The 18,984-nt window shown below is 64.3% G+C and carries 35 protein-coding genes and 1 tRNA gene; 1 reads left to right on the top strand and 35 read right to left on the bottom strand.

Annotation, left to right across the window (positions count from 1 at the left end; genetic code table 11):
* Window positions 1-309: 309 nt before the first annotated feature.
* From E3T22_RS16725 to E3T22_RS16715, 3 genes are read right to left on the bottom strand one after another with little or no spacing between them, the layout of a single operon-like run.
* Window positions 310-627: a hypothetical protein gene (locus E3T22_RS16725; RefSeq protein ID WP_134481168.1), complete on the bottom strand. Its 318-nt coding sequence runs from the start codon at window positions 625-627 to the stop codon at window positions 310-312.
* A complete protein-coding gene (locus tag E3T22_RS16720) occupies window positions 627-1,052 on the bottom strand; it encodes a hypothetical protein (RefSeq protein WP_134481169.1) in 426 nt (141 codons plus the stop codon). Before E3T22_RS16720 ends, E3T22_RS16725 begins: the two co-directional genes overlap by 1 nt.
* Complete coding sequence (locus E3T22_RS16715) at window positions 1,049-1,489, bottom strand: hypothetical protein (RefSeq protein ID WP_134481170.1); 441 nt, start codon at window positions 1,487-1,489, stop codon at window positions 1,049-1,051. Before E3T22_RS16715 ends, E3T22_RS16720 begins: the two co-directional genes overlap by 4 nt.
* Before the next feature lie 125 nt (window positions 1,490-1,614).
* Here E3T22_RS16715 and E3T22_RS16710 point away from each other — a divergent pair, with 125 nt between their 5' ends.
* Window positions 1,615-1,794, top strand: coding sequence for a hypothetical protein (locus E3T22_RS16710; protein ID WP_134481171.1), 180 nt, complete (start codon window positions 1,615-1,617; stop codon window positions 1,792-1,794).
* A gap of 29 nt (window positions 1,795-1,823) precedes the next feature.
* On the opposite strand, the gene E3T22_RS16705 is transcribed toward E3T22_RS16710, so the two are convergent.
* From E3T22_RS16705 to E3T22_RS16565, 32 genes are all read right to left on the bottom strand, one after another.
* On the bottom strand, window positions 1,824-2,327 hold the full coding sequence (locus tag E3T22_RS16705; protein ID WP_134481172.1) for a single-stranded DNA-binding protein: 504 nt from the start codon (window positions 2,325-2,327) through the stop codon (window positions 1,824-1,826).
* Between the two features lie 88 nt (window positions 2,328-2,415).
* Window positions 2,416-3,597, bottom strand: a complete 1,182-nt coding sequence (locus E3T22_RS16700) for an AAA family ATPase (RefSeq protein WP_134481173.1) — start codon at window positions 3,595-3,597, stop codon at window positions 2,416-2,418.
* Window positions 3,594-4,277 (bottom strand): helix-turn-helix domain-containing protein, encoded by a 684-nt coding sequence (locus E3T22_RS16695; RefSeq protein WP_134481174.1) that lies wholly within the window; start codon window positions 4,275-4,277, stop codon window positions 3,594-3,596. The genes E3T22_RS16700 and E3T22_RS16695 overlap by 4 nt, the downstream gene beginning before the upstream one ends.
* The gene (locus E3T22_RS16690) at window positions 4,277-4,558 is read right to left on the bottom strand and encodes a GIY-YIG nuclease family protein (RefSeq protein WP_134481175.1); all 282 of its coding nucleotides are present in this window, start codon (window positions 4,556-4,558) and stop codon (window positions 4,277-4,279) included. The genes E3T22_RS16695 and E3T22_RS16690 overlap by 1 nt, the downstream gene beginning before the upstream one ends.
* Window positions 4,558-4,989 carry a hypothetical protein gene (locus E3T22_RS16685; protein WP_134481176.1) on the bottom strand — a complete coding sequence of 144 codons (432 nt, stop codon included), beginning with the start codon at window positions 4,987-4,989 and terminating at the stop codon, window positions 4,558-4,560. The genes E3T22_RS16690 and E3T22_RS16685 overlap by 1 nt, the downstream gene beginning before the upstream one ends.
* Before the next feature lie 12 nt (window positions 4,990-5,001).
* Window positions 5,002-5,160, bottom strand: a complete 159-nt coding sequence (locus tag E3T22_RS19125) for a hypothetical protein (protein WP_166789314.1) — start codon at window positions 5,158-5,160, stop codon at window positions 5,002-5,004.
* On the bottom strand, window positions 5,157-5,564 hold the full coding sequence (locus tag E3T22_RS16680) for a hypothetical protein (RefSeq protein WP_134481177.1): 408 nt from the start codon (window positions 5,562-5,564) through the stop codon (window positions 5,157-5,159). Before E3T22_RS16680 ends, E3T22_RS19125 begins: the two co-directional genes overlap by 4 nt.
* A complete protein-coding gene (locus tag E3T22_RS16675) occupies window positions 5,561-7,153 on the bottom strand; it encodes a DNA cytosine methyltransferase (protein ID WP_134481178.1) in 1,593 nt (530 codons plus the stop codon). Before E3T22_RS16675 ends, E3T22_RS16680 begins: the two co-directional genes overlap by 4 nt.
* Window positions 7,154-7,229: 76 nt before the next feature.
* Window positions 7,230-7,697, bottom strand: coding sequence for a hypothetical protein (locus E3T22_RS16670; RefSeq protein WP_134481179.1), 468 nt, complete (start codon window positions 7,695-7,697; stop codon window positions 7,230-7,232).
* Window positions 7,694-8,299, bottom strand: a complete 606-nt coding sequence (locus E3T22_RS16665) for a hypothetical protein (RefSeq protein WP_134481180.1) — start codon at window positions 8,297-8,299, stop codon at window positions 7,694-7,696. Before E3T22_RS16665 ends, E3T22_RS16670 begins: the two co-directional genes overlap by 4 nt.
* A gap of 77 nt (window positions 8,300-8,376) precedes the next feature.
* Window positions 8,377-8,715, bottom strand: coding sequence for an HNH endonuclease (locus E3T22_RS19695; protein WP_370297517.1), 339 nt, complete (start codon window positions 8,713-8,715; stop codon window positions 8,377-8,379).
* A 332-nt stretch (window positions 8,716-9,047) separates the two neighbouring features.
* A complete protein-coding gene (locus E3T22_RS16655) occupies window positions 9,048-9,521 on the bottom strand; it encodes a hypothetical protein (protein WP_134481181.1) in 474 nt (157 codons plus the stop codon).
* A complete protein-coding gene (locus E3T22_RS16650) occupies window positions 9,514-10,491 on the bottom strand; it encodes a recombinase RecT (protein WP_134481182.1) in 978 nt (325 codons plus the stop codon). Before E3T22_RS16650 ends, E3T22_RS16655 begins: the two co-directional genes overlap by 8 nt.
* Window positions 10,488-11,117 (bottom strand): hypothetical protein, encoded by a 630-nt coding sequence (locus E3T22_RS16645; protein ID WP_134481183.1) that lies wholly within the window; start codon window positions 11,115-11,117, stop codon window positions 10,488-10,490. The genes E3T22_RS16650 and E3T22_RS16645 overlap by 4 nt, the downstream gene beginning before the upstream one ends.
* 100 nt (window positions 11,118-11,217) lie before the next feature.
* Window positions 11,218-11,670 carry a RusA family crossover junction endodeoxyribonuclease gene (locus E3T22_RS16640; protein ID WP_134481184.1) on the bottom strand — a complete coding sequence of 151 codons (453 nt, stop codon included), beginning with the start codon at window positions 11,668-11,670 and terminating at the stop codon, window positions 11,218-11,220.
* Window positions 11,667-11,834: a hypothetical protein gene (locus E3T22_RS19120; protein WP_166789313.1), complete on the bottom strand. Its 168-nt coding sequence runs from the start codon at window positions 11,832-11,834 to the stop codon at window positions 11,667-11,669. The genes E3T22_RS16640 and E3T22_RS19120 overlap by 4 nt, the downstream gene beginning before the upstream one ends.
* Before the next feature lie 73 nt (window positions 11,835-11,907).
* The gene (locus E3T22_RS16635) at window positions 11,908-12,189 is read right to left on the bottom strand and encodes a hypothetical protein (protein WP_134481185.1); all 282 of its coding nucleotides are present in this window, start codon (window positions 12,187-12,189) and stop codon (window positions 11,908-11,910) included.
* A gap of 115 nt (window positions 12,190-12,304) precedes the next feature.
* Window positions 12,305-13,558 carry an AAA family ATPase gene (locus E3T22_RS16630; protein WP_134481186.1) on the bottom strand — a complete coding sequence of 418 codons (1,254 nt, stop codon included), beginning with the start codon at window positions 13,556-13,558 and terminating at the stop codon, window positions 12,305-12,307.
* Entirely contained in the window at window positions 13,555-13,944 is a 390-nt protein-coding gene (locus tag E3T22_RS16625; RefSeq protein WP_134481187.1) for a hypothetical protein, read from the bottom strand. The genes E3T22_RS16630 and E3T22_RS16625 overlap by 4 nt, the downstream gene beginning before the upstream one ends.
* The gene (locus E3T22_RS19115) at window positions 13,941-14,102 is read right to left on the bottom strand and encodes a hypothetical protein (protein WP_166789312.1); all 162 of its coding nucleotides are present in this window, start codon (window positions 14,100-14,102) and stop codon (window positions 13,941-13,943) included. The genes E3T22_RS16625 and E3T22_RS19115 overlap by 4 nt, the downstream gene beginning before the upstream one ends.
* Window positions 14,102-14,299, bottom strand: a complete 198-nt coding sequence (locus E3T22_RS16620; RefSeq protein ID WP_134481188.1) for a hypothetical protein — start codon at window positions 14,297-14,299, stop codon at window positions 14,102-14,104. The genes E3T22_RS19115 and E3T22_RS16620 overlap by 1 nt, the downstream gene beginning before the upstream one ends.
* Window positions 14,299-14,565 (bottom strand): hypothetical protein, encoded by a 267-nt coding sequence (locus E3T22_RS16615; protein WP_134481189.1) that lies wholly within the window; start codon window positions 14,563-14,565, stop codon window positions 14,299-14,301. The genes E3T22_RS16620 and E3T22_RS16615 overlap by 1 nt, the downstream gene beginning before the upstream one ends.
* A gap of 86 nt (window positions 14,566-14,651) precedes the next feature.
* Window positions 14,652-15,137, bottom strand: coding sequence for a DUF1643 domain-containing protein (locus E3T22_RS16610; RefSeq protein ID WP_198414927.1), 486 nt, complete (start codon window positions 15,135-15,137; stop codon window positions 14,652-14,654).
* The gene (locus tag E3T22_RS16605) at window positions 15,134-15,400 is read right to left on the bottom strand and encodes a hypothetical protein (RefSeq protein ID WP_134481191.1); all 267 of its coding nucleotides are present in this window, start codon (window positions 15,398-15,400) and stop codon (window positions 15,134-15,136) included. The genes E3T22_RS16610 and E3T22_RS16605 overlap by 4 nt, the downstream gene beginning before the upstream one ends.
* Window positions 15,401-15,512: 112 nt before the next feature.
* Window positions 15,513-15,974, bottom strand: a complete 462-nt coding sequence (locus E3T22_RS16600; protein ID WP_134481192.1) for a hypothetical protein — start codon at window positions 15,972-15,974, stop codon at window positions 15,513-15,515.
* A gap of 36 nt (window positions 15,975-16,010) precedes the next feature.
* Window positions 16,011-16,532, bottom strand: a complete 522-nt coding sequence (locus E3T22_RS16595; protein WP_134481193.1) for a hypothetical protein — start codon at window positions 16,530-16,532, stop codon at window positions 16,011-16,013.
* A gap of 153 nt (window positions 16,533-16,685) precedes the next feature.
* Window positions 16,686-16,871, bottom strand: coding sequence for a hypothetical protein (locus E3T22_RS16590; RefSeq protein WP_134481194.1), 186 nt, complete (start codon window positions 16,869-16,871; stop codon window positions 16,686-16,688).
* Between the two features lie 33 nt (window positions 16,872-16,904).
* Window positions 16,905-16,988, bottom strand: a tRNA-OTHER gene (locus tag E3T22_RS16585).
* A 475-nt stretch (window positions 16,989-17,463) separates the two neighbouring features.
* The gene (locus E3T22_RS16580; protein ID WP_134481195.1) at window positions 17,464-18,288 is read right to left on the bottom strand and encodes a phage antirepressor KilAC domain-containing protein; all 825 of its coding nucleotides are present in this window, start codon (window positions 18,286-18,288) and stop codon (window positions 17,464-17,466) included.
* Window positions 18,285-18,479 carry a hypothetical protein gene (locus tag E3T22_RS16575; RefSeq protein WP_134481196.1) on the bottom strand — a complete coding sequence of 65 codons (195 nt, stop codon included), beginning with the start codon at window positions 18,477-18,479 and terminating at the stop codon, window positions 18,285-18,287. Before E3T22_RS16575 ends, E3T22_RS16580 begins: the two co-directional genes overlap by 4 nt.
* Window positions 18,476-18,682 carry a helix-turn-helix domain-containing protein gene (locus E3T22_RS16570; protein ID WP_134481197.1) on the bottom strand — a complete coding sequence of 69 codons (207 nt, stop codon included), beginning with the start codon at window positions 18,680-18,682 and terminating at the stop codon, window positions 18,476-18,478. Before E3T22_RS16570 ends, E3T22_RS16575 begins: the two co-directional genes overlap by 4 nt.
* Window positions 18,679-18,906, bottom strand: a complete 228-nt coding sequence (locus E3T22_RS16565; protein ID WP_134481198.1) for a helix-turn-helix transcriptional regulator — start codon at window positions 18,904-18,906, stop codon at window positions 18,679-18,681. Before E3T22_RS16565 ends, E3T22_RS16570 begins: the two co-directional genes overlap by 4 nt.
* Window positions 18,907-18,984 lie beyond the last annotated feature (78 nt).

The raw sequence follows: 18,984 nt of genomic DNA, 5'->3' as shown, positions 1-18,984 counted from the left end.
GTAGCTGTGTCAGATTCCGCTCCCGCGGTGCTGAGCGGAGGGTGGGCGGGTGCGCGGTGGGCAAGTATGGCCCCGTGTAGGCGACCGTGCCCCTCACCTCGTGGTGGCTCACCTCGCCACTGAGCACCTGCAACGCCGCCAATAACCGCAGGCGCTCATCGTTCGCCCGATGCCACCGCCGCTGCGCGTTGCGCTCGTTGGTCCTCGCGTCGCCCGTCGCCTCTTTGGCTCGGTCCCAAAGCGCGTCCTCTTTCGCCACCCCCTCTCGGACTCGCTCTAGTTGGTCCTCGAGGGCCTTCGTTGCCGCGCTCACGTCTCGCTCCCTGAGGGAAGTACCTTGCGCAGCACGTTGTCGCGCAGGACTCGGTAGATGTCCTCCTTGGTGATCAACTCGTCCATGCTGTCGAGCATCCCGTTGACCTCGTAGAGCACCTCGGCGATCACCGCGCAAGCGGCGTCGCGTTCCCTCTCGGAAGCCTTACGAGCCAGGAACAGGATGTCGGTGTCGTTGACGTACTTGGTGTGCGCCTCCTGCAGCGACTCCTGTAGCTCGGCGTTGTAGCGTTCGAGCCGTTCGCACTCTGCCTTGGCGACCTCCAACATTTCGGCCGCATCATTCATGCCCATCAGCTGCTCCCTTCGGTCAGGTAGGCGCGGAGCCGGTCGGCGGCCTGTGCCGGCGTGTGGCCGTCGTACTCGGGCGGCAGGTCGACGGCGTGCACGTTGAACAGATCCCAGTGCTCGGCGGCGTAGTGGTTCGACACCTGCCCGGTCGGCAGGGTGGCGGTCACGATGAACCATCCGCCACCGAAGCACTTCTCGCCGTCGCTGTGATGCCAGGACTTCACGACCGGGATGCCTGCCGCGTCCCAGCCATGTGCGGCATGAGCGTTGTAGAGCATCCGGTACTCGTACAGCTCGTCCATCGTGTGGTGCTCGTCGCCCTTCGCCGCATCCGCCACAGCCTGCAACCCGGCCTCATGCCGGTCGATGTGCTCCGCCTTCGAGTCCCGGTTGTAGCCGGTGAGGAAGGTCGATCTCAGGGCGGTCACTGGGTAGCCTCGGGGGTGAACGGCGCCCACTCGGTTGCGGCTTCCCTGCTGACGATTCCCACGTTCGTCATCCACGCACGGTCGAACCACAGGGGCGGGTTCTCGATGAAGCGCTCGCATGATGCCCGGTCCGGGAACTGGTTGTAGCCGGTGCGCGGGATCTCCCCGGCGGTGACGTACTCCACACCCCACTCGACCATGCGCGGCTTGGTGGCGGCCCGGAATCCCAGGCGAAACTCCGTGTCCAAATTCCCGCTGTTCGGATTCCGGTTCGGCTTGCGCTCAGCGAGCGCCTCGTCTTCCTTGCTCATCGTGCTTTCCTCTCGTAAAAGTTGGTGGTCATGCTCGAGCGCGTCGGCGACGTAGCGATATACGCCGCCGACCGTTCGAACGGATGCTGCAGCCGCGGTGATCCGCGGCCATGTGAGGGCGGTCATCGGGGGCTCCCGCGTGCAGTCGATATGCCTGAACACACTTCCCTGAGAGTTACCTGTGAGGCATGGTAGACTTGATCCACGGCCCGCGAACTGCGCGGGCTGACCTCAGAAGAAAGCAGGGCGACATGGCTCAGACACTCACCGACCTCATCACCAGGCTGGAGAAAGCGACCATCGACCTCGATGACAGCCGGGCATCCAACGCCGTCCGCAAGCTCGTGGTCGACTTCCGCGAATTCGACAAGACCGAAGAGCCGTTCTTCGAGATCATCTCTCCCACGCCGCGACGCCACCCCGGGTACTAAGAGCGACCCGTGCCGCCCCCGCGGTGCGGTTAGAATGGAGTCTCGTCGGAGAAGTTGCCCGGGGTGTTCCAGACGTCGCCGCCGCCAGTGTTGGCCGGTGCGGTCGGCGCCCAGGGCTCGTCGTTTCCCTGCTGCGCAGCAGGTGCCCCGCGGTCACTGCCCCCGCCCGACTGTGCTCTGGTGAGCGATGCGGTCGCGTATCTCAGCGACGGGCCGATCTCGTCAATCTCCAGCTCCATGCTGGTCCGCTTCTCGCCCTCCTTCGTCTCGTACGAGCGCTGCTTGAGGCGGCCCGACGCGATGACCCGCGAGCCCTTCGTGAGGCTGCCGGCCACGTGCTCAGCGAACTCACGCCAGACCGACGCGCGGAGGAACAGCGGGTCGCCATCCTTGAACTCGCTCGTTGCCCGGTCGAAGTTGCGCGGGGTGGATGCGATGGTGAAGTTGGCAACTGCCAACCCGTTCTGCGTGTAGCGCAGCTCCGGGTCGCTCGTCAGGTTTCCGACGATGGTGATTACGGTTTCTCCGGCCATGGTCAAATGCTCGTTTCTGCGGCGTGTGCCGCGTTGGTCTTGCCCTGCGCTCGGACGAGCGGCAGGTTTCGTTCAGTCGTGCGGGGCATCAGTAACCCCAGCCCATCGGCACCCATGGGAACTCGGCCATCTTCGGATCACCCCGCCTCATCTGTTCCGGCCAGTCCCGCTGCTCACGCTGACCGCGCCACGGCACAAAGTCGTACTTGCCCTCTTCCTCCGAAGCTCGAATGCCGAACCCGAACTCGGGCCAGCCCATCAGCGACGACGAACCGCGAGGGCGCACCGACCGCGACCCTGACGAATCACTGGCGTGCCCGGCGTGAGCCTCGATGATGAGCGCCACCCCGCGGTCACGGATACTGTCGAGTGCCGCGATGACCGGCGCCACGTCCTCGTCCGAGTTGAGCTTCACCGCGATGCGGTACAGCGGGCCGATGAACACCACATCGGGTTTGTGCTTGTCGATGAGCCGGTGGATCTGGCCCAGCGTGCGCGGATCCAGAATGTTGACCCGTCCGCTGATCGCCATGTTCACGTTCGGCACCGGGTCACAAGCGCCCTGCAATCTGGCCTGGTAGACAATTCCCGCTGCGTTGCGCTTCCACTGCTGCTTCGTGTTCTCCGCGTCGATCACAAGACTGCGGACAGGCTCGATCTTCTCGAACGTGAACGGGTGCAACCCGGCCGCCGGCAGAAGCAGCAGCTGGCGGGCCATCGTGGACTTGCCCAGCCCCTCATGGCCGGTGAGGATCAGACGATCCTTGCGCTCCATCAGGTTTGGGATCACCCAGTCGAAGGTCTCCTCGGCCGCCAGGATTTCGGCAAGGTTCACCGACTCCATCTCGTTCGACGCCGCACCGCGCTGTTGCACGCGGGTGACAACATCGCCGATGACGGCCTCAGGATCGTTCCCCGGATCGCTCAGTGCGTCCACACCTTGACTCAGCACCTCGTGGGCGAACCTGGCCGACGACGCCCGCGCAACCGATCGGGCGTAGTCCACGGCGTAGATATAAACGCCTTGGGCCGCATCCGACCATTCCCACGGCGCTGCAGCGGTGAGCCCCAGCACGCCCCACTCCGAGAAGTAGTCGGCGGCAGTCGTGACCGCGACCATCTTGCTCTGAGCCAGGAACGTGCCGATGCCCTCCCATGCCGCGCCGAGACGAGGATCTGAGAAGTCGCGGCCCTGAACGATCTTCGACGCCGCCCAGAACATGTTGTTGTCGCCCAGCACCGACCCGAGAAGGGCGTGCTCAGAGTTCACATCCGGAGCGCCCAATCGGATCCACCGCCCTTCTGCTCAGGCTTCCGCCACTTGACGACGTTGCCCAACCACAGGCGGAATGCGGCATCCCAGTTCGTCTGGCGCCGGTCGTTCGCCTCCGCGTGCGCACGGAACTGACCGAGCTCGTGCTGAAGGTTCAGCGAGTTCGCGGTGGCGAAGGTGATGTTCGCGTGACTCGGCGTCCACGTAGCAGCGAGAGCGGTAGTAAATGCCTTCCGGCTCCTGACCTTGGGCGCTTCTACGTCTTCTGATGGATGGTGTTCTTTAGAGATGGTGTTCTTAGGTGCGGGTTTGCCGTCGTGCGGCTTAGCCGTCGTACGGTTTTGCCGCTCTACGGGAAACCCGTGTACCGGCTCGAGGTGCGGATCAGTGATGTGATACTCGACCTCGCCGAACTTCTGCGTGGCATCCGAGCGCGCCTGCTGGATCGTCAGGTAGCCGCACTCACGCAGCTCCTTGACCGCGGAACTCAGCGCTTCTCGCCCCTCGGGGCCCGCCTCCTGCAACGAGGATTGGTTGATGTTCCAGCCGACCTTGTGCGTCATCAGCTCGGCCAGGAGGCCCCGTGCGCGGCGACTCAGGCGCTTGTCCCGCATCCACGCATTCGGCAGTTGTACGAAGTGACCTTCGAACGGGAGTTCGGTTCTCTTGATCGCCATTACAGCTCACCTCCGAGCTGCCGAATGTGCGCGATGAGCTCGGGTGTCAGCCAGAACCAGTCACCGACCTGCCGAAAGTTGCGGAACTCACGGTGGCGATAGGCCTCCATGAGTTCGGCGCCCGGCTCGGTCACGATGACGTTCGCCTTCATCGCGGGTTGCGCTCGCTCCATACGGCGCATGCGACCCGCGAGGTTGACTGTCGTCCCGATCTTCACCACCCCGCCGAACTGCGACATGAGGTAGTAGACGACGGGCGGGTGGTTCGTGTTCCCGGCCATTAGTCGGCCTCAGGGATGCGGCTCCACAGCTCCGTGTCGAACTGGGTCGGCTCGTAGTCGTTCGCCCGGACCTGCTCCCGGTGGTGAATGATCGCCCTGGTCAGGTCGGCGTTCTTCTTCACCTTGAGGAGCGTCTGCTGTCTGCTCACCAGCTGCAGAAACACCACAGTGTTGCGCTTCTTGCGGCCCAGCTCGATCGTTTCGCGGGCGGCCGCCTCCATCGTGCGATCACCCACCTGCAGCAGCAGCTTCACCTCATCGGCTTTGCTGCCCAGCAGGGTGAGTGTCGTCTGCGCCTGCTTGCGCGCCTCCTCGAGCTGGAACACTGCGAGGCCCTGCCTATCCAGGTCGGCCCAGTGCTCGTCGTCGCGGAGGTCATCCAACGATTCGAAGTCGTCGAAGTCCCGGTTCTTGGGTGTGTCAGTGGTCATGTTCGGTGTGTCCTATTCGTTGGGCAGGTCAGGCGTTGTGCCTGGCCCGGGTTCGTCAAAATCGCCGCGCTCGATCGCCATGGCCAGCCCGGTGAGGACGGCGTAAACGATCGGCTTGGGGTGTTCGGCTTTCGCCTTGATGTGAGCGAGAAGCGCTGCCTTGTTGATCACCAGATGACGCCTTCGGGCGAGATGTTTCCGGCTGCCGCGAGTAGCTCTTGCGCGAGGTTCGGGTTGCAGATCGTCTTGCCGCCGTCCTCGTCGGCCAGCCACCACTCCTTCGCCCAAGCGACATAGAAGGGGATTGCCGAGGCTGGCATCTGCCGGTTGCGTCGGAGCTTCCAGCCCATCGCCAGCGCGACGTCCTGGCCTTCCGCCTCGCATGCCACGTTGTGCGGAAGGCAGAGCGTGAGGCCGTCAGCAGGCGTCAGCGGCGGGGCCTTCTTGCCCCGGCCGCCGTGACCGGATGACTCCCGGTGCTGCCAGGAGAGGTTCGTCGTCGTGCCACAGTCGGCGCACATGTACGAGTCCCTGACGTAGGTGGACTTGCGCACCTTCGGAGGTGGCGGGGTCACGCTGCACGCGCCAACTGCTCAAGCACACGCGGCCATGCGATAGCCAACGCGAGCTCGCATTGCTGCGTGACCACGCCGTTACCGCCAGCCTTCAACTGCTCGTTGCGCGTCAGGCCGATCTCCGGAGACGTGATCCAGCCGGCCGGCTGACCCATGAGCCATTCGGTGAACTTCGCGTTGAGCCGGTGCTTGCCCCCCTTGCCATCAGGGAGCGTCGGTGACGGCGACTTGCGGCCCATGACCTCGGCCCACCGGCTGATTGCAGGCCAGTAGTCCACGCTCCTGTCGGTCACCCAGAACGGCGACTGATCCTCGAGCGAATCCCAGAGGGCTTCGTAGTCGGATGTGCTCGACGTGCTGAACGCGGGCTCGAGGATGACGTTCCCTTGCAGGTCGCCTTCATCGTCCCGAACCCCACCGAGCGCGTACAGCGTTTCTGTGTTCGACGCGCCACGGGATGAGCGAGGCGTTGGCAGCAGTGACACCTCAGTGTTGAGCGGCAACGTGTTCCGCTCGAACTGCGAAGGCCCGCCGTTGTTGCTCGCATCCTGCACGGTTGGGGTTGGCATGAGATCCGCTACGGGACAGAACTGCAGCGCCGCTATCGCGATTGGCATCCCCATGCCATTGCCATTCTGCGCGGTCAGCTTCACCCGCTCGCGCCGCTCGAGCCACGTCGCCAGCCCCTCGCCGTCGTTTGCTACGGATGCATCGGGGGTTGGGAAAAGCTGCACCGCAGAGGCCATCGTCAGGTCACCTTTCGACCCTCGCTGGTTCGGCCCGCCCTTGTCCCCGTCGCTTGCGCGCGGAGTTGGAAAGAGCCGAGCCAGCCCCGGTAGCAACGGCTCGTCGGACCGGGTGCCGCTGCGTGATGCGTGCCCACCCGTCGCGTCGGCAACTCCGGAGGTGGGGAATATCGCTACAGCGTCGGCAGGGCCTCGATCTGAGGGCTCAGATCGAGGCCTCCAGTTCCGTGCACTCCCGAACCGTTCGAGTCGCTGCTTCGGGTCGTAGGCAACAACGAAGACCCTGAACCGGGCATGGGGGGCACCAGCGTCGGACGCTCGAAGGCCAACCCATTCCGTGTCATACCCGAGCTCGGAAAGGTCCCCAAGAACACGTCCAAGTGCTCGCAGAAAAGGCCCTCCGACTCCGGGATCTCCCACACATCCCTCGCAGGATTCCAAACCGCAACTGGCGTTTGCACTGTATGCACCTCTCACGTTCTCCCACACGACTAGTGCGGGTCTTTTGATTGCGATTGCTTCACGCATTTGCACCCACAGGTTCGAGCGGGTGCCGTCCGTCATGCCAGCACGCTTACCGGCCCCGGAGAGGTCCTGGCAGGGTGTCCCGCCGCAGATGATGTCCACGTCCGGGGTTGATGCCCAGTCGATCTTCGTCATGTCGCCCAGGTTGGGAACGCCGGGCCACCGGTAGGCGAGGATCTTGGATGGTGCGGCGTCGAACTCAGAGAACCAAGCAGTCTCGGCGTCGTAGAAGTTCTCGACCGCCCGGTCCAGTCCGCCGTAGCCGCTGCACAGTGAGCCGATGCGGAGCCGTGCTGGCTTCAAAATGTTGTGGTCCATGCGCTTCCTTCCTGTTCATGTCGAAGGCCCCCACCGTCGCGGTAGGGGCCCTTGTGTCTTGCGGGGTGGTGGATGGTCACTTGCGCGCTTCGAGCACGCGGTCGAACGGGATCTTGTCCGTCCACGAGTAGGGCGTCTTCACGCTCACGGTCACAGCGTTGACCCTGACCACCTCGTGCCACCCGAACTCGTCCCGGATGAACTTGGCGCCGGCCAGGTCATACCGGGTGAGCAGCACCCTGAAGCGCTCGGTGGTGGCAGCCGCAATGGCCGACTCCAACCGGGCGACTTCCTTCTCGGCATCTGCCTGGGCGATGCTGATCGTGGCCTCACGGTCGTACGCGTTGAACCGGCGGGTGTCAGCCTTCGCGTTCGGCTTGCGGCGGATGCCTGAACCCTGTGCGGGGTCCGTGTTCTCCGTCGCCTTGTGGGCGTTGATCGTGTCGTTCGCCTTCGTCATCAGGGCGAGGTGGCCGCGCTCCTTCGCGAGTTGGGCGGTGAGGCGTTCGACCTTGCGGGCGTTAACGTCATCGCGGGCGGTCATGCTTCTCCTTCCGTGGAAACAGAAACGGCACCAGCCGAAGCTGATGCCGCCTTGTTGTCGCGCCGCCTATGTGCGACTGAGAGTTGGTACTTCGCTGAGACTTGCGAACACGTCTTGCCCTCCGCATTGCCTGGGCAGGGGGAGTGCTTGTGGCAGCCGTCCGAGTACCCGGCGAGGGTGCCGTGCTTGCCCTCGGGGAACTCGGTGTTTGCCCGTGCGGCTTTCTGCTCGGCCCGCATCCGGCTGAGCTTGTCCGCGCACGATTCTTCGTTGGGGCAGTCGCCTTCACATGCCCGCCGTTGCGCCTGAGTGGTGCCGTGCGGCTTGTCGGCCAGCACGCGGGGCACACGGTTGGTCTTGTACGTGCGGCTCACCTTCACCGGCTTGGGCGGTTTCGGTGGTCGCGGCGCCTTGACCGGTTTCGGCTTGGGCTCCCTCACCGGTTTCGGCGGCTTCACCACTGGGGGCTTGACCACCTTCACCGGCTTGACCTTCACCGGCTTGGCGAAGACTTCCTTCTCCGCAGTCGCGGTGCCGGCGTCGACCTGCTTGCGGTAGGCGTAGTCGCCGGCGTACCGGATCGACGCTTCTGTGCACGTCATTAGGTCCGTCTTGTGGTTGGTGCAGTTCGCACCCCGGCACCCCTCGTTGTAGCCCTGAGGGGTGCCGCACTCGGCAATCATGTGCGAGCCTGCCGAGTGGCCGCCGCGATCTCTGCGACGAGTCGATCCAGACCCGCAATCCCGTACCACTTGGCGCTCTTTCTGCTGTTGCAGGACTGGCATGCAAGGCGAAGGTTGGCGAGCATGTGTGGTCCTCCTTTCGATAGTGGCTTCACGTGATCCCACGTGAGGCGTGTTGGATGATCTCGGCATATCCAGCAGACGTCACCGAGGTACGCGTGCCGGGCGGCCAGCGCGTCGCGGCTAATCGGTGTCGCGTATTTGAGGTGCCGTCGTACGCGACTCCGCAACGTGACGATTTCCGGGTTTCTCTTGGCCCATGCCCTTGCTTTCACGCGAACTCGCTCGCGGTTGTTAGCCCTCCACTGCGTGTTGTTGTCGGCAATGCGCGCCCTGTTTGCGTCGCGCCACGCGGCCTGGTACTGGTCAGTCTTGGCCTTGTGAGTTTGTACGTAGGCCTTGTTTGCGGCGGTCAGGCGCGGGCGGTTCTCTTGGTAGTAGACCTTGAGGTACGCGACTCGCTCTGCCCGGTGAGCTTCGTAGTAGGCCGGATTCCGGGCCACCTGCGCGCGCCGAGCGCAGCGCTGCGAGCAGTACTTGGCCCGCCAGTGAGTGCTCGTGACTGGCAACTCGCACTCGGGGCCTGCGCACGCCTTCGGCTCGTCCGTCACCGACCGATCCCGGTTTGAGTGTTATAGGCGGCGGCGATGCTGCGATTGATATTGAGCATTGAAAAGATCTTCGTGCGCAGCGCCTTCTCGGTGTCCTCGGCGTAGTGGTATTCCGCCTTCGCGTTGTGCCACACCTCGAGTTCGGGCTGGGCGTCAACCTCAGCCAGCGCCCGGGCGAACGACACGTTGTTTCCCTGCCTGCCGTAGAACGCCATCTGCGTGTTCTTTCGCAGGCCGTGGGCACGCTCGGCGTTGTACCGCCTGGTGTTGATGTCGAGCAGCACGTCGGGCATCTGCTCGAGCAGGGCGTTCGCTTCACGGATGAAGAACTCCATCTCGACCGGGTTGGTCGGGGCGAAGTTGCGCAACTGGTCGGCCTTGCCCGCGAACTCGGCCTTGACGACCTCGACCGTGTTCGGCTCGGGTTCGTCGGTCACTTCGCCGGTGTCGTGGTTCTCGAACCTAACCATTCGCCTTCACCTGCTCGGCGTACTCGGCGGCGGACTCGCGCTCGAAGCGTTCCCCCGGCGTCTCCTCGGTGGCGGGCGCTGCGGTCTCGGTGACGACCTCCGCAACAACTACTACCTCCGGGGTGGGCTCCGGCTGCTCAGCGGGCTGCTGCGGCTCCCGCGAGTCCTTCGTGAGGGTTGAGGCGTGCGTCATCACCACGGTGCGCAGGTCCCCGGTCATCTCGGACTCGCGCACCTGCTCGCCATCCTCGATGCCACGGATGCGCAACACGAGCTCGGCCAGGTCGGCCTTGTCGTCAGTGGCGCGGACGAGTTCCACCCAGTCGGCCGACAAGGCGGGCGCTTCCACCTGCACGGCGGCCGTGCTCTCCATCTCCTCCGCAATATAGAGGCCGGTGAAGCGGCGCGGGAACGCCTTACGGAACCCCTGCATCTCAGCGCACTTGAGCAGCTGATTGGGGGAGTTGAACTGCCACTGCCCGGTCGGGGTGATGCCGCCCTTCCGGTCACGCGGAACGTACCCGGCGTAGGTGACGATGCCGAACGCCGGCGCCGCCCAGTCGGTGCGGATGATGCCGACGCGTGCGGCCAGGGGTGGGGTGTCCTTCACCCACACGTCCACCCACGTCTCGCCGTCGCCGGTCCACTGCGGATCCGTCTGCCCGCCGTACTTGCCGGTCTCCTCAGCCTTGCCGCGGACACCGTTGATGCCCACCTCGATCGACCACTTGCCACCGCGCTCGATGCAGTAGATCTCCTTCGCGATCGGGTCCAGGCCCGACCGGCGGCACTCGGCGAGGAACATCTCGACGACGGGTCTCGGCGCTTCGAACGCCTCCTTGACCCAGTTGCCGTTGATGTTCTTGTTCTTGAACCCCTTCAGGCCGAGGCCTTCGAGGAGTGCGGCCTGTTGCGGTGTCCACTGGGTGATGTCCCCAGTTTCGGGGAGCAGGTCTAGTGCTGTGCTCATAGTTCGATTTCCTTTGCGAATTGTCGCGCGGCGCGAAGCCGGGCGAGTACGGGTGTTGCGATGGCGAGCATTGGCTCGATGAGGTGCTCGACGTCCCGCGGGTAGATGCGCAGGTGCTTGGGTTCCAGCGCGTTGTTCCTGAGTTCGCCGTTGACGAGTTCCCCCCAGACGAACTCGCTGTAGAGGACTTGCTCCCAGCCGACGCAGTAGATCTGCCAGGCGACCTGCCGGAACTCTCGGGGGGTCGGGCCGCGCACGATCTTGTTGTGTTTGATCTTCGCTTCGCCGAGGATGATGCCCTCGGGTGTGCTCACGATCCCGTCCGGTGTGGCCGCGAAGCCGCGCTCAGTGGGGGAGTGAATCAGTGCCGAACTCTGCGGGATGCCGACCGCAGCGAGGAGCCGGGGCTCCCATTCGTGACCGGCCTCCGTGTAGGAGTTGCCGTGGAAGCTCGACGGCTTGAGCTTCGCGGCGACGTACTTGTCCTCCGATTCGGGCTTGACGTATCCGGCCGCGTCGCTGGCGCCGATCACGCAATCCGCGCGAGCCGCAAGCCAGCGTTCCCGGTCGGTGCCGTCGTCGAGGATCCTGTCAGTCCACGGGGCGAGGTCGAGGGTGGCGGTCATCGTCGCATCCCCGCGGCCTCATGCTGCGCCGCCTCGACTCGCTCGAGCAGATCCTCCACGGGGTACTCGGGTTGGTCCGGGTTCGCTCTGGCGTAGCCGCTCACGCTTCACTCACCGCCACGTGCACGCCGACGGGGTTGCCCTCGCCGGCGTACTCTTCGGCGACGAGCATCCGCACCACGCGAGCATCGTCTTTCCAGAGGCCCGCGTCGGTGATCCCGTCGAACACAGCCCGGGTGAGCTTGTCGATGTCGGGCATGACTGCCGGCGTCTTGAACCGGGGCTTCTTGGGCCGCGGCATGACGAACGTCAGCTCGACGTACACCGGGCAGTCGAAGACGACCGGCACCGGCGTGTGCGTGGTGACGGTCGCCCGCCACGGCTTGAGCTTCACCTTGTTCTGGTCCGTCATCTGCACCCGGTTCGATCCCTTCGGCGAGAACCCGGACTTGCTGCCCTGCTGCACTGGAACCCCGGGAATGAAGAACTCCACCAGCGGAAGTGCTGGTGGAGTCTCGATCACCCGGGCGGGGAGCGTTCTGTAGTCGGTCATGCGATTTCCCCCAGGTCAGATGCTGGTGCGTCTTTCCACCAGATTCCGTTCGGGGTTGTGTGCGGCAGGTTCGCCTCTTCATGGCCTTCGAGGTAGCGGCACTGCGCGCCGCCGTCGATCGCTGGATGCGAGGCTTCACACTGCGCGGTTGCGGGGATGCTCATATGCTCCGCACCAATTTCTCTTCGATGTAGCGTTTCCAGTCGATGACGACCGGGCCGGGCTTCGGTTTGGTGCTCACAGGTCCAACTCCTTCTCGATCTGGGATTCGAGCGCGTCACTGATCGCCCGCCCGGCGGGTGAGAGCCGTGTGCTCTCACCGTGGAACGCCGTGAGCCCCGCGTGATACGCGATCAGATTCGCGATCCGCTGCTGCTCGGCGGCGTACAACGTGGCGTGCACCTGCGCCTTGGCGCTGTTCGATAGGTGCTGGGCGTCGGCGGTTTCCCAGCCGAGCTTCCATGCGTCGTCCTCGGCCAGGACCCTGACGGCTTCTGCCTTGTGGTCGATGTTGCTCATGCCTTGGTCGCCTGTTCTTCGATGGCGCGTTGCCAGTTGATGCCGATGGGGCAGCCGTCAGCGTCGCGGACGACGGTCGGGCATGCCTGCGTCGGGGTGGGTGTCGGCGTCTCGGTCACGCGGACGCGCCAGCGATGGTGAAGCCGACCTCACGGGAGTTGCCGCGGTCGCGCTCCATGAACACCATGAAGTTGCGCTCGGTCGCCAGCTTCCGGTAGCCCTCGAGGCGTTCGTCGTCGAGCCGGTCGCCCGACTTCATGACCAGCACCTTCAGGTCCTGGTTGCCGTTGGTGTACAGGTCGAGCGCGGCGATGTCCTGCTGGGCCGAGTTGACCTGGCGGAACGGGATGCCGTTCAGGGTGATGCCGGTGTCGTCGATGCTGAGGTTGGCCGGGAACTTGGCGGCGGCGAGCCCGTCTGCTTTCGTCTTGTCGATGGCGGCGAGCTGCTCGGTGAGGTTCGTTTCGCTGGCCGTGAGGGCGTCGAGTTCAGCGGCGATCTTGGCGCGGGCGGCCTGCTCGCGCACCTTGGCGTTGACGGCGTCGACGTCGGCCAGCTGTGCGGTGATCGCGTCGGGCGACTTCGGCTCGGCGGTCTCGGCGGCGACCTTGGCTTCGGCTGCAGCAGCGGCGGCAGCCCGGTAGTCGGCCTTCGCCTGGTCGAGTGCGGCAGCCGCATCCTGGCCGCGTTGCGTGGCCGCGGCGAGAGCGTCGGTTGCTGCCGCGAACTGGGCGGCCTTCCGGTCGACCTCTGCGTTGTGCTCACGGATGGCGTCGAGTTCCTTGACCAGGTCGGTCGCACTCTTCTCAGCGGTGGGCACGGTCGGGTCTGCCGGTGCGGCGCCGGCCAGTTGCGCGGCTACCTTCTTGCGGTCCCGGGTGACGTCGGTGCGGGCGTCGAAGAAGCCCTTCCGCTTCGCGTCGATCTCCGCGAGGTCGAACGGCAACTCGACCAGTCCGAGCAGGTGCTCCCGCTGGTCCTTCTCGGGCAGTCTCACGAGGTCGTCGGGGTCGAACACGCCGCCGCCGGTGACCTCGGCGACGAACTCCTTGCCGCTGGGGTACTTGGCCCCGTCGAGGGCGTAGGCGCTGAGAGTGCCCGCGTCGTTCTTCTTCCACACCCGCTTGATCGTCGCCTCCGTGGTTTCGATCTCGACCTTGGCTTCGGTCGCGCCCTCGTGGATCGGCTTCGGGATGAAGCGGGTCCCCTTCGGGTCGATGCATTCTTCGATGGCGTGGATGAGGCTGGACTTGCCGGATCCGTTCGGCCCGGCGATGAGGACGAGCGACCCTTCGGGGATGAGTTCGATGGTGCCGCCGATGCCCATGAAGTCGGTCACGGTGATCTTGGTGATGGTCTGCTTGGTCATTTCGATTCCTTCTTGGTTGCCTCAGCGAAGAGGTCTTTCATGCGCTTGTAGGTGAGGGGTGCGGCTCCGCGGGCGCGGTCCGTGTCGAAGATGCCGGGCACCTCGGACTCGGCGAGCGTGACCAGTTCTTCCCAGTGGGCGACCAGCGCGGCCCACTCGGGGGAGCGGGTTGCCATCTGCGGGAGGACGAGTCGTGCAAGCTCAACGCGGCGCAGCAGCATCTCGCAGCGCCGGAAGTCGGACGGGTCGTACGGGTGATCGCCTCCGCCGTAGCGGCGGCCCACGTTCGCGCCGGTGAGGTGCGAGACCATCGCCTCAGACGAGACGCCCCGTTCGCCATTGGCGAGCCAGCCTGTGAAGTTTTCGAGCGGAAGAACTGTCGTCATGGCTGCATGCTTCTTTCGTAGATTTCTCGGAGGAACAGGAGGGTCATCGGGGTCATGTAGGCGACACCGACGATGAGGACTGGTGCGGGGAGAACAAGAAACGCCCAGCCGGTGATCAGCAGGGCGCCGTAGAGGGTGAGGATCCAGAGGAACCGCATCAGACGAGTTCTCCCCAGGTGGTGCGGTTCTCGTGGCCGTTGCCGCAGGTGTAGACGGCTGAGTCGTCGTCGTCCACGTACACGTCCACCGACCCTTCCCAGTGGCAGGTGAGGTCTTCGAAACCGAACAGCCGCATGGGTCTGTGGCAGACGGTTTCGATGGTGTAGCGCATGACTGCTTCACCGGAGGTGGCCATCAGTCGTCGTCCTCTTCGGCTTGCCGGTGGAACAGCGGTCTTCCTTCGTAGTCGGTCGCGCACGCCGTGGTCTCCCCGCACTCAGTGCACGGGGCGTCGAGGGTGTCGTCGTCCTCGTCGAAGTCGGGTTCCTCAGGTCCACCAGGGCCGTCTTCGCACTGACATCCGCACCGCTGCTTGAGGATGGCGTCGACGTCCTGACCGTTCGCTTTCGCGTAGTCGAGGTCCTCGTTGCCCGCCCAGGTGTGCCATTCACCGTTCGGCATGCAGTTGCCGTACATGCACTCCTCACAGCGGGTGAGGTGGAATACGCCGCCCGCTGTGAACAGGACGTGACTCATGGAGGGGGGCATCAGGCAGTCCGCCATTCGGTGAGTTCCTGGTCGCCTAGCACGTAGAGCGGATGGCGAGGGTGCCCAGCCTTCGTGACGCCAAGGCTGACGAACTTTGCATCCGGCACCAGGGCAATCACCTCGGCGACCCGCGCGGGGTCAGCGTTGACACCCCATGCGGCGACGACGGGGAAGCCAAATTCGGTGCGAGCGCCGATATTTGCCCGGAGAAAGGAGTCGTTCCTGTCGCCGACCGGATCGGCACAAGTGAGCAGCGCCTTCGGGTTGGTGGCTCGGAATGCATAGAGGTTGAGCACGATGAGCTTGCCGCAGCCCTCCCGCTTGGCGAAGCTGATGCAGCGTCGGATTGTCGGGTCGTCCACCTCAGCGTCGGCCGTGCTCGGATTGAGCATGACGAACACCAGGGTGGGCAACTCTTCGTCCCAGACGCGCAGGAGGGAGTAACGGTAGAGCTCGTCATCTGACAGGACGGCATGGCTTCTCACAGCCCGACCACCCATCGGATACCGAGTGCAACAGCGCACGAGCTGAGCAGCAGGCCGCACACGATGACGACGAGCCAGAACGGGGCGTAAGAAACAGGCGGTTCAACGTACGTTTCACGCTTGGGCATTTCGGTTCCTTCTGTTCGGGGGAGGCCGTCGAGAATGTCGAGTCGGCCGTACTGCGGGTTCGGATCGTCTTCGATCCACCGGTGCCTGGTGTGGGCGCGGGCGAGGCGTTCGCCGCGGGTCTCCATGCGGGTCATGCGGAGTGCCGTCCTCTGCGCTTGACGACCAGGAGGTTCAGGTCGTGCGCGCGCTTGAACGCGAGTTCGCGCCACATGGTTTCCTCGGTCGGCTCCGCGACGTGGCGGCCGGTCATTGGGTCACGCCGTACTTGGCGGCGATCTTGTCGACCTCGGCGTGGAGCAGGGCACCGGAGTTCGGACCGCCGATCATGTTGCGGACGTCGGCCAGCACCTCGGCGGCGGACTGGGGTACTGGGCGCAGCATGGTGAAGGGTGCGAACTCCCGGTAGTGGAAGTCGTTGTTGGCGTGCTGGCCGACACGGTTGTAGCGGTCGCCGTCGACATGAATGGGCACGCCGTCCTTGTCGAGATACCAGCCCTTCGCGCGGGGCATCGGGTAGAGCGCCCGCGCCGTGCTCTCGGGCGAGATTCGCAGCGCCCAGGTTCCGTCGCCGCGGTCAATCCATTCGCCGGCGTTGACGCTCCACCCGTTCGGGTCCTCGACCTCGATGAACCGGCCGGATTCGTGGCTGGGCGGGCCATCGAAGACGACATCGATGAATTCGGTGGGCTTGCTATTCTGTTCAGGCATTGCGGTTCCTCTCAGTGGAGCAATGAGTAAGGCCCGTCAGAGTGAGTTCTGGCGGGCCGTTGTTTCTTGTCTGGGGTGCTGCTCGAACAGGTCAGGTCTGGACCACATGATTGTTTTGACCGTCGCGAAACCGTCGTCATCGAACACGACAGCGGCACACAGCCGGCCCACCGAGAAGATCCACGAATCGTGCTTCACGCTGTACGACGTCTCGGCGGGAGTGAACAGGCACGCCTCCAACTCGACCGCGCTAATCGCCGCCTGGGATTGCATCTCCGTCCACCGCTCCCGGGCGTGCACGGTCAACCGCAACCGGGCCCGGTCAATCTGCGGTGTAGCAGTACGGCGGGGTTCGATGCTCTGGTCCAAACCCAACTGGGCGCGAGTGTGCGACACCAGAATCACTGCTGCGCCCGCGTTGATCCCATCCAAAACCAGGATTCTCTTGTGATCCGGGCCCATGAAATACTCGCCGCGAGGATGCTTCCCGTCCGGGTGGATATCCATGCTGCGGAACTGTTTGCGCACCCACCTCGGCGGGGACTTCACGTTGACCATGCTTCGTGCCTCTCTGTGGGTAAGGGTTGGGCGGAAGTGGCTTGTATCCAGGCCCCACGTATACGGATACGAATGGGGACCACTTCCGCCTGAGTGGCGCCGGGAGGATTCGGACCTCCGCAATCCCGAGAACGACTCGGCGCCGGGGTGGAGCTAGACGGTGCGGTGTTCGAGTGCGCGCTTGATCTTCTTGGCGCTGCGCGGGCGGAACTCGAACGTCTTGGCGTCGAAGTTCGCAAGGGCGAACCATGCGCGCTCCATCACCGGCGTGCCGACCTTCGCGGCCTTCTCGAACTTGATGCCGGCGCGCTTGCGTGCCTTGCGTGCGGTGTTGCTCATGTCGTGCTCCTTCTGTTGTTGGGGTGTTACGGGTGGACGGGACAGGACTCGAACCTGCAACCTGGGTACTTGTTTTGGGGATGCATCCCCCCGCTCTGCCAATTGAGCTACCCGCCCGAAAGCCCGGCCAGGACTCGAAGCTGACCGGACTAGATCCCTTCAGCGATGGGGCACGACTTCTACCCGCTGACACGCTCCCTCAGGAGTGAAACGTCTAACCCCTGCCAGGCTCAGCAGGGTCACCCCCGCCGTCTGTGGCGGGTTCGTTCTGACTAACCCCTGCAACATCTGCAGGGTTGACACGGCGGCCTCTCACGCCCGTGTCTCCGCACCTCGAACTGACACGCCGTCACCGGTTGGTCAGCACTTACGCGGGGGTCCCTTTTTCCATCTATCTCAAGTTGGGGACTGTTGTTCCTGTGTGGAGTTTCCAAGGTGCTAAGAGCCCTCATCCCGACACCGCGCCTCCCGGCGATGGCTCCGTCTCGCGACGGGTCAGACATTGAGCAATTGGTGAAGCGGTGATCCTCGGAGCGTGCGGGCACGCCGGCGGATGCCGCCCAGAGAGGACGGCAAGAATGTGGGGGTGTGGCTAGGTGCCGACAGCCGCGAGCGTGCGCGAAAGGCGCCGCTGAATCGCAGGCAAAGAAGCCGACCGGACATAGAGAGTCGTGCGCACCTGGCCGTTGTGATGACGCGGGGCGTTGTGCTGAGGCATCGAACGGAACTTGTCCCGGTGTGCCGAAGCCGCCCGGTACTCGTACTCGTTCTTCATCCGCTGCTCAGACTTGGACCAGCGCTCACCGATGCAGGTCTTGTAGATCCACCCGGCGTCGATCAAGCGGATGCGAAGCTCACCGACCGGCATGCCAAGCTCGGATGCGGCGACCTGGAACAGCACCACGTCATCGTCATCCACGAACTCTTCGACGTAGGCGACCTTCGGGGCGTCCTCTGCGACCTTCGCGGAGAGAGCCTGATTGGCCTCCTCCTTGGCGACGAGCGCACGGAGTGCCGAAAGGTAGTCGGTGGGAAGTTCGGGCTGAGGTTCGGCGAGTTCCTGCCGGCGGGTCTGCACGGCGAAGTACTGCTGTGCTGCGGCGATCTCAGGCTTTCTCGCATCCGCGTTCTGGAAGAGGATGTAGCAGCCGTAACGGGTGAGTTCGACATCTTCGACCTGGCGCCGTGCGCCAGAGCCAAGGGTGACCATTTTAGGGACGCCCCTAAAATGGTCGGCGGCGTCAAGACCTGAGGTGTTGACGGACTCGAGTGCCCGATTGATGGCCCGGGAGAAGTCCTGCCAGGCTGCGTAACCGGCAAACTCCATCAGGTCCCGAGCACTCCACGCCTCACCATCGGTGAGGGTGACGACGCGCAGGTCATCGAGGCGGGAGGTGAAGACCTCGAGGGCGCTCATGCGAACACCCGCAGCAGGGGTGCAACACGGAACCCCAGCAGGTAGAAGAACAGGAGGAACCGGGCAGCGGGACGATTTACCGTTGTGCCGGCCAGTGCGTCATCGATGCCGGGGAGCATGAGCATGCCGATGAAGATGATGGGGATGAAGACCGTGGCCAGGAGGGCGAGGAGAACGACGAGGCCGCTCATGATGCACGCTCCAGCGGGAGCGACTCGAGCCACGCGGTGAGTTCGGTAGCGGTGATGACACGCTTGCCGTCGACCCATCTCACGAACAGGTCATCGCGTCTAATGAGTTCCTCGAGCTTGGCCGGCGAGATGCCAACAGCAGCAGCAGCATCTTTCACCGCGTAGGCGAGGGGCTGGGGGTTGGCTCTCAGTGCGGCAGTCACTTGATCCCCGCGCGGTCAAAGATGACGGCGACAGAGATGTCCAATGCCTTGCAGATATCCAGCAGCTCGTCCACGTAGAAAGGACGTTCGCCACTGAGACGACGGCGGAGGGCGTCCGCGGAGATCCTGGTAGCTTTCGCGAGTGACTTCCTCGTGACTCCCTGCCGCTTGATCTCCGCGGACACCACCTCAGCGATCTTTGCTCTTCTTAGTGTGTGTTCCATATGGAGAGCCTAGCGCCATATGGAACCATATGTACCTATTTTCCCAAAGTTTCTCAAACTTGTGGCAGGATTGCCGCT

The sequence above is a fragment of the Cryobacterium sp. TMB3-10 genome (assembly GCF_004402305.1).
Classification (GTDB): Bacteria; Actinomycetota; Actinomycetes; order Actinomycetales; family Microbacteriaceae; genus Cryobacterium; species Cryobacterium zongtaii.
This window is presented reverse-complemented; position numbering and strand designations above follow the sequence as displayed.

Bases quoted from the DNA above. Each gene is read 5' to 3' on its own strand.
- E3T22_RS16725 (WP_134481168.1), bottom strand. From the start codon at position 627: ATGGGCATGAATGATGCGGCCGAAATGTTGGAGGTCGCCAAGGCAGAG.
- E3T22_RS16715 (WP_134481170.1), bottom strand. From the start codon at position 1,489: ATGACCGCCCTCACATGGCCGCGGATCACCGCGGCTGCAGCATCCGTT.
- E3T22_RS16710 (WP_134481171.1), top strand. From the start codon at position 1,615: ATGGCTCAGACACTCACCGACCTCATCACCAGGCTGGAGAAAGCGACC.
- E3T22_RS16705 (WP_134481172.1), bottom strand. From the start codon at position 2,327: ATGGCCGGAGAAACCGTAATCACCATCGTCGGAAACCTGACGAGCGAC.
- E3T22_RS16695 (WP_134481174.1), bottom strand. From the start codon at position 4,277: ATGGCGATCAAGAGAACCGAACTCCCGTTCGAAGGTCACTTCGTACAA.
- E3T22_RS16690 (WP_134481175.1), bottom strand. From the start codon at position 4,558: ATGGCCGGGAACACGAACCACCCGCCCGTCGTCTACTACCTCATGTCG.
- E3T22_RS16685 (WP_134481176.1), bottom strand. From the start codon at position 4,989: ATGACCACTGACACACCCAAGAACCGGGACTTCGACGACTTCGAATCG.
- E3T22_RS16675 (WP_134481178.1), bottom strand. From the start codon at position 7,153: ATGGACCACAACATTTTGAAGCCAGCACGGCTCCGCATCGGCTCACTG.
- E3T22_RS16670 (WP_134481179.1), bottom strand. From the start codon at position 7,697: ATGACCGCCCGCGATGACGTTAACGCCCGCAAGGTCGAACGCCTCACC.
- E3T22_RS16665 (WP_134481180.1), bottom strand. From the start codon at position 8,299: ATGACGTGCACAGAAGCGTCGATCCGGTACGCCGGCGACTACGCCTAC.
- E3T22_RS16655 (WP_134481181.1), bottom strand. From the start codon at position 9,521: ATGGTTAGGTTCGAGAACCACGACACCGGCGAAGTGACCGACGAACCC.
- E3T22_RS16650 (WP_134481182.1), bottom strand. From the start codon at position 10,491: ATGAGCACAGCACTAGACCTGCTCCCCGAAACTGGGGACATCACCCAG.
- E3T22_RS16645 (WP_134481183.1), bottom strand. From the start codon at position 11,117: ATGACCGCCACCCTCGACCTCGCCCCGTGGACTGACAGGATCCTCGAC.
- E3T22_RS16640 (WP_134481184.1), bottom strand. From the start codon at position 11,670: ATGACCGACTACAGAACGCTCCCCGCCCGGGTGATCGAGACTCCACCA.
- E3T22_RS19120 (WP_166789313.1), bottom strand. From the start codon at position 11,834: ATGAGCATCCCCGCAACCGCGCAGTGTGAAGCCTCGCATCCAGCGATC.
- E3T22_RS16635 (WP_134481185.1), bottom strand. From the start codon at position 12,189: ATGAGCAACATCGACCACAAGGCAGAAGCCGTCAGGGTCCTGGCCGAG.
- E3T22_RS16630 (WP_134481186.1), bottom strand. From the start codon at position 13,558: ATGACCAAGCAGACCATCACCAAGATCACCGTGACCGACTTCATGGGC.
- E3T22_RS16625 (WP_134481187.1), bottom strand. From the start codon at position 13,944: ATGACGACAGTTCTTCCGCTCGAAAACTTCACAGGCTGGCTCGCCAAT.
- E3T22_RS19115 (WP_166789312.1), bottom strand. From the start codon at position 14,102: ATGCGGTTCCTCTGGATCCTCACCCTCTACGGCGCCCTGCTGATCACC.
- E3T22_RS16620 (WP_134481188.1), bottom strand. From the start codon at position 14,299: ATGGCCACCTCCGGTGAAGCAGTCATGCGCTACACCATCGAAACCGTC.
- E3T22_RS16615 (WP_134481189.1), bottom strand. From the start codon at position 14,565: ATGCCGAACGGTGAATGGCACACCTGGGCGGGCAACGAGGACCTCGAC.
- E3T22_RS16605 (WP_134481191.1), bottom strand. From the start codon at position 15,400: ATGACCCGCATGGAGACCCGCGGCGAACGCCTCGCCCGCGCCCACACC.
- E3T22_RS16600 (WP_134481192.1), bottom strand. From the start codon at position 15,974: ATGCCTGAACAGAATAGCAAGCCCACCGAATTCATCGATGTCGTCTTC.
- E3T22_RS16595 (WP_134481193.1), bottom strand. From the start codon at position 16,532: ATGGTCAACGTGAAGTCCCCGCCGAGGTGGGTGCGCAAACAGTTCCGC.
- E3T22_RS16590 (WP_134481194.1), bottom strand. From the start codon at position 16,871: ATGAGCAACACCGCACGCAAGGCACGCAAGCGCGCCGGCATCAAGTTC.
- E3T22_RS16580 (WP_134481195.1), bottom strand. From the start codon at position 18,288: ATGAGCGCCCTCGAGGTCTTCACCTCCCGCCTCGATGACCTGCGCGTC.
- E3T22_RS16575 (WP_134481196.1), bottom strand. From the start codon at position 18,479: ATGAGCGGCCTCGTCGTTCTCCTCGCCCTCCTGGCCACGGTCTTCATC.
- E3T22_RS16565 (WP_134481198.1), bottom strand. From the start codon at position 18,906: ATGGAACACACACTAAGAAGAGCAAAGATCGCTGAGGTGGTGTCCGCG.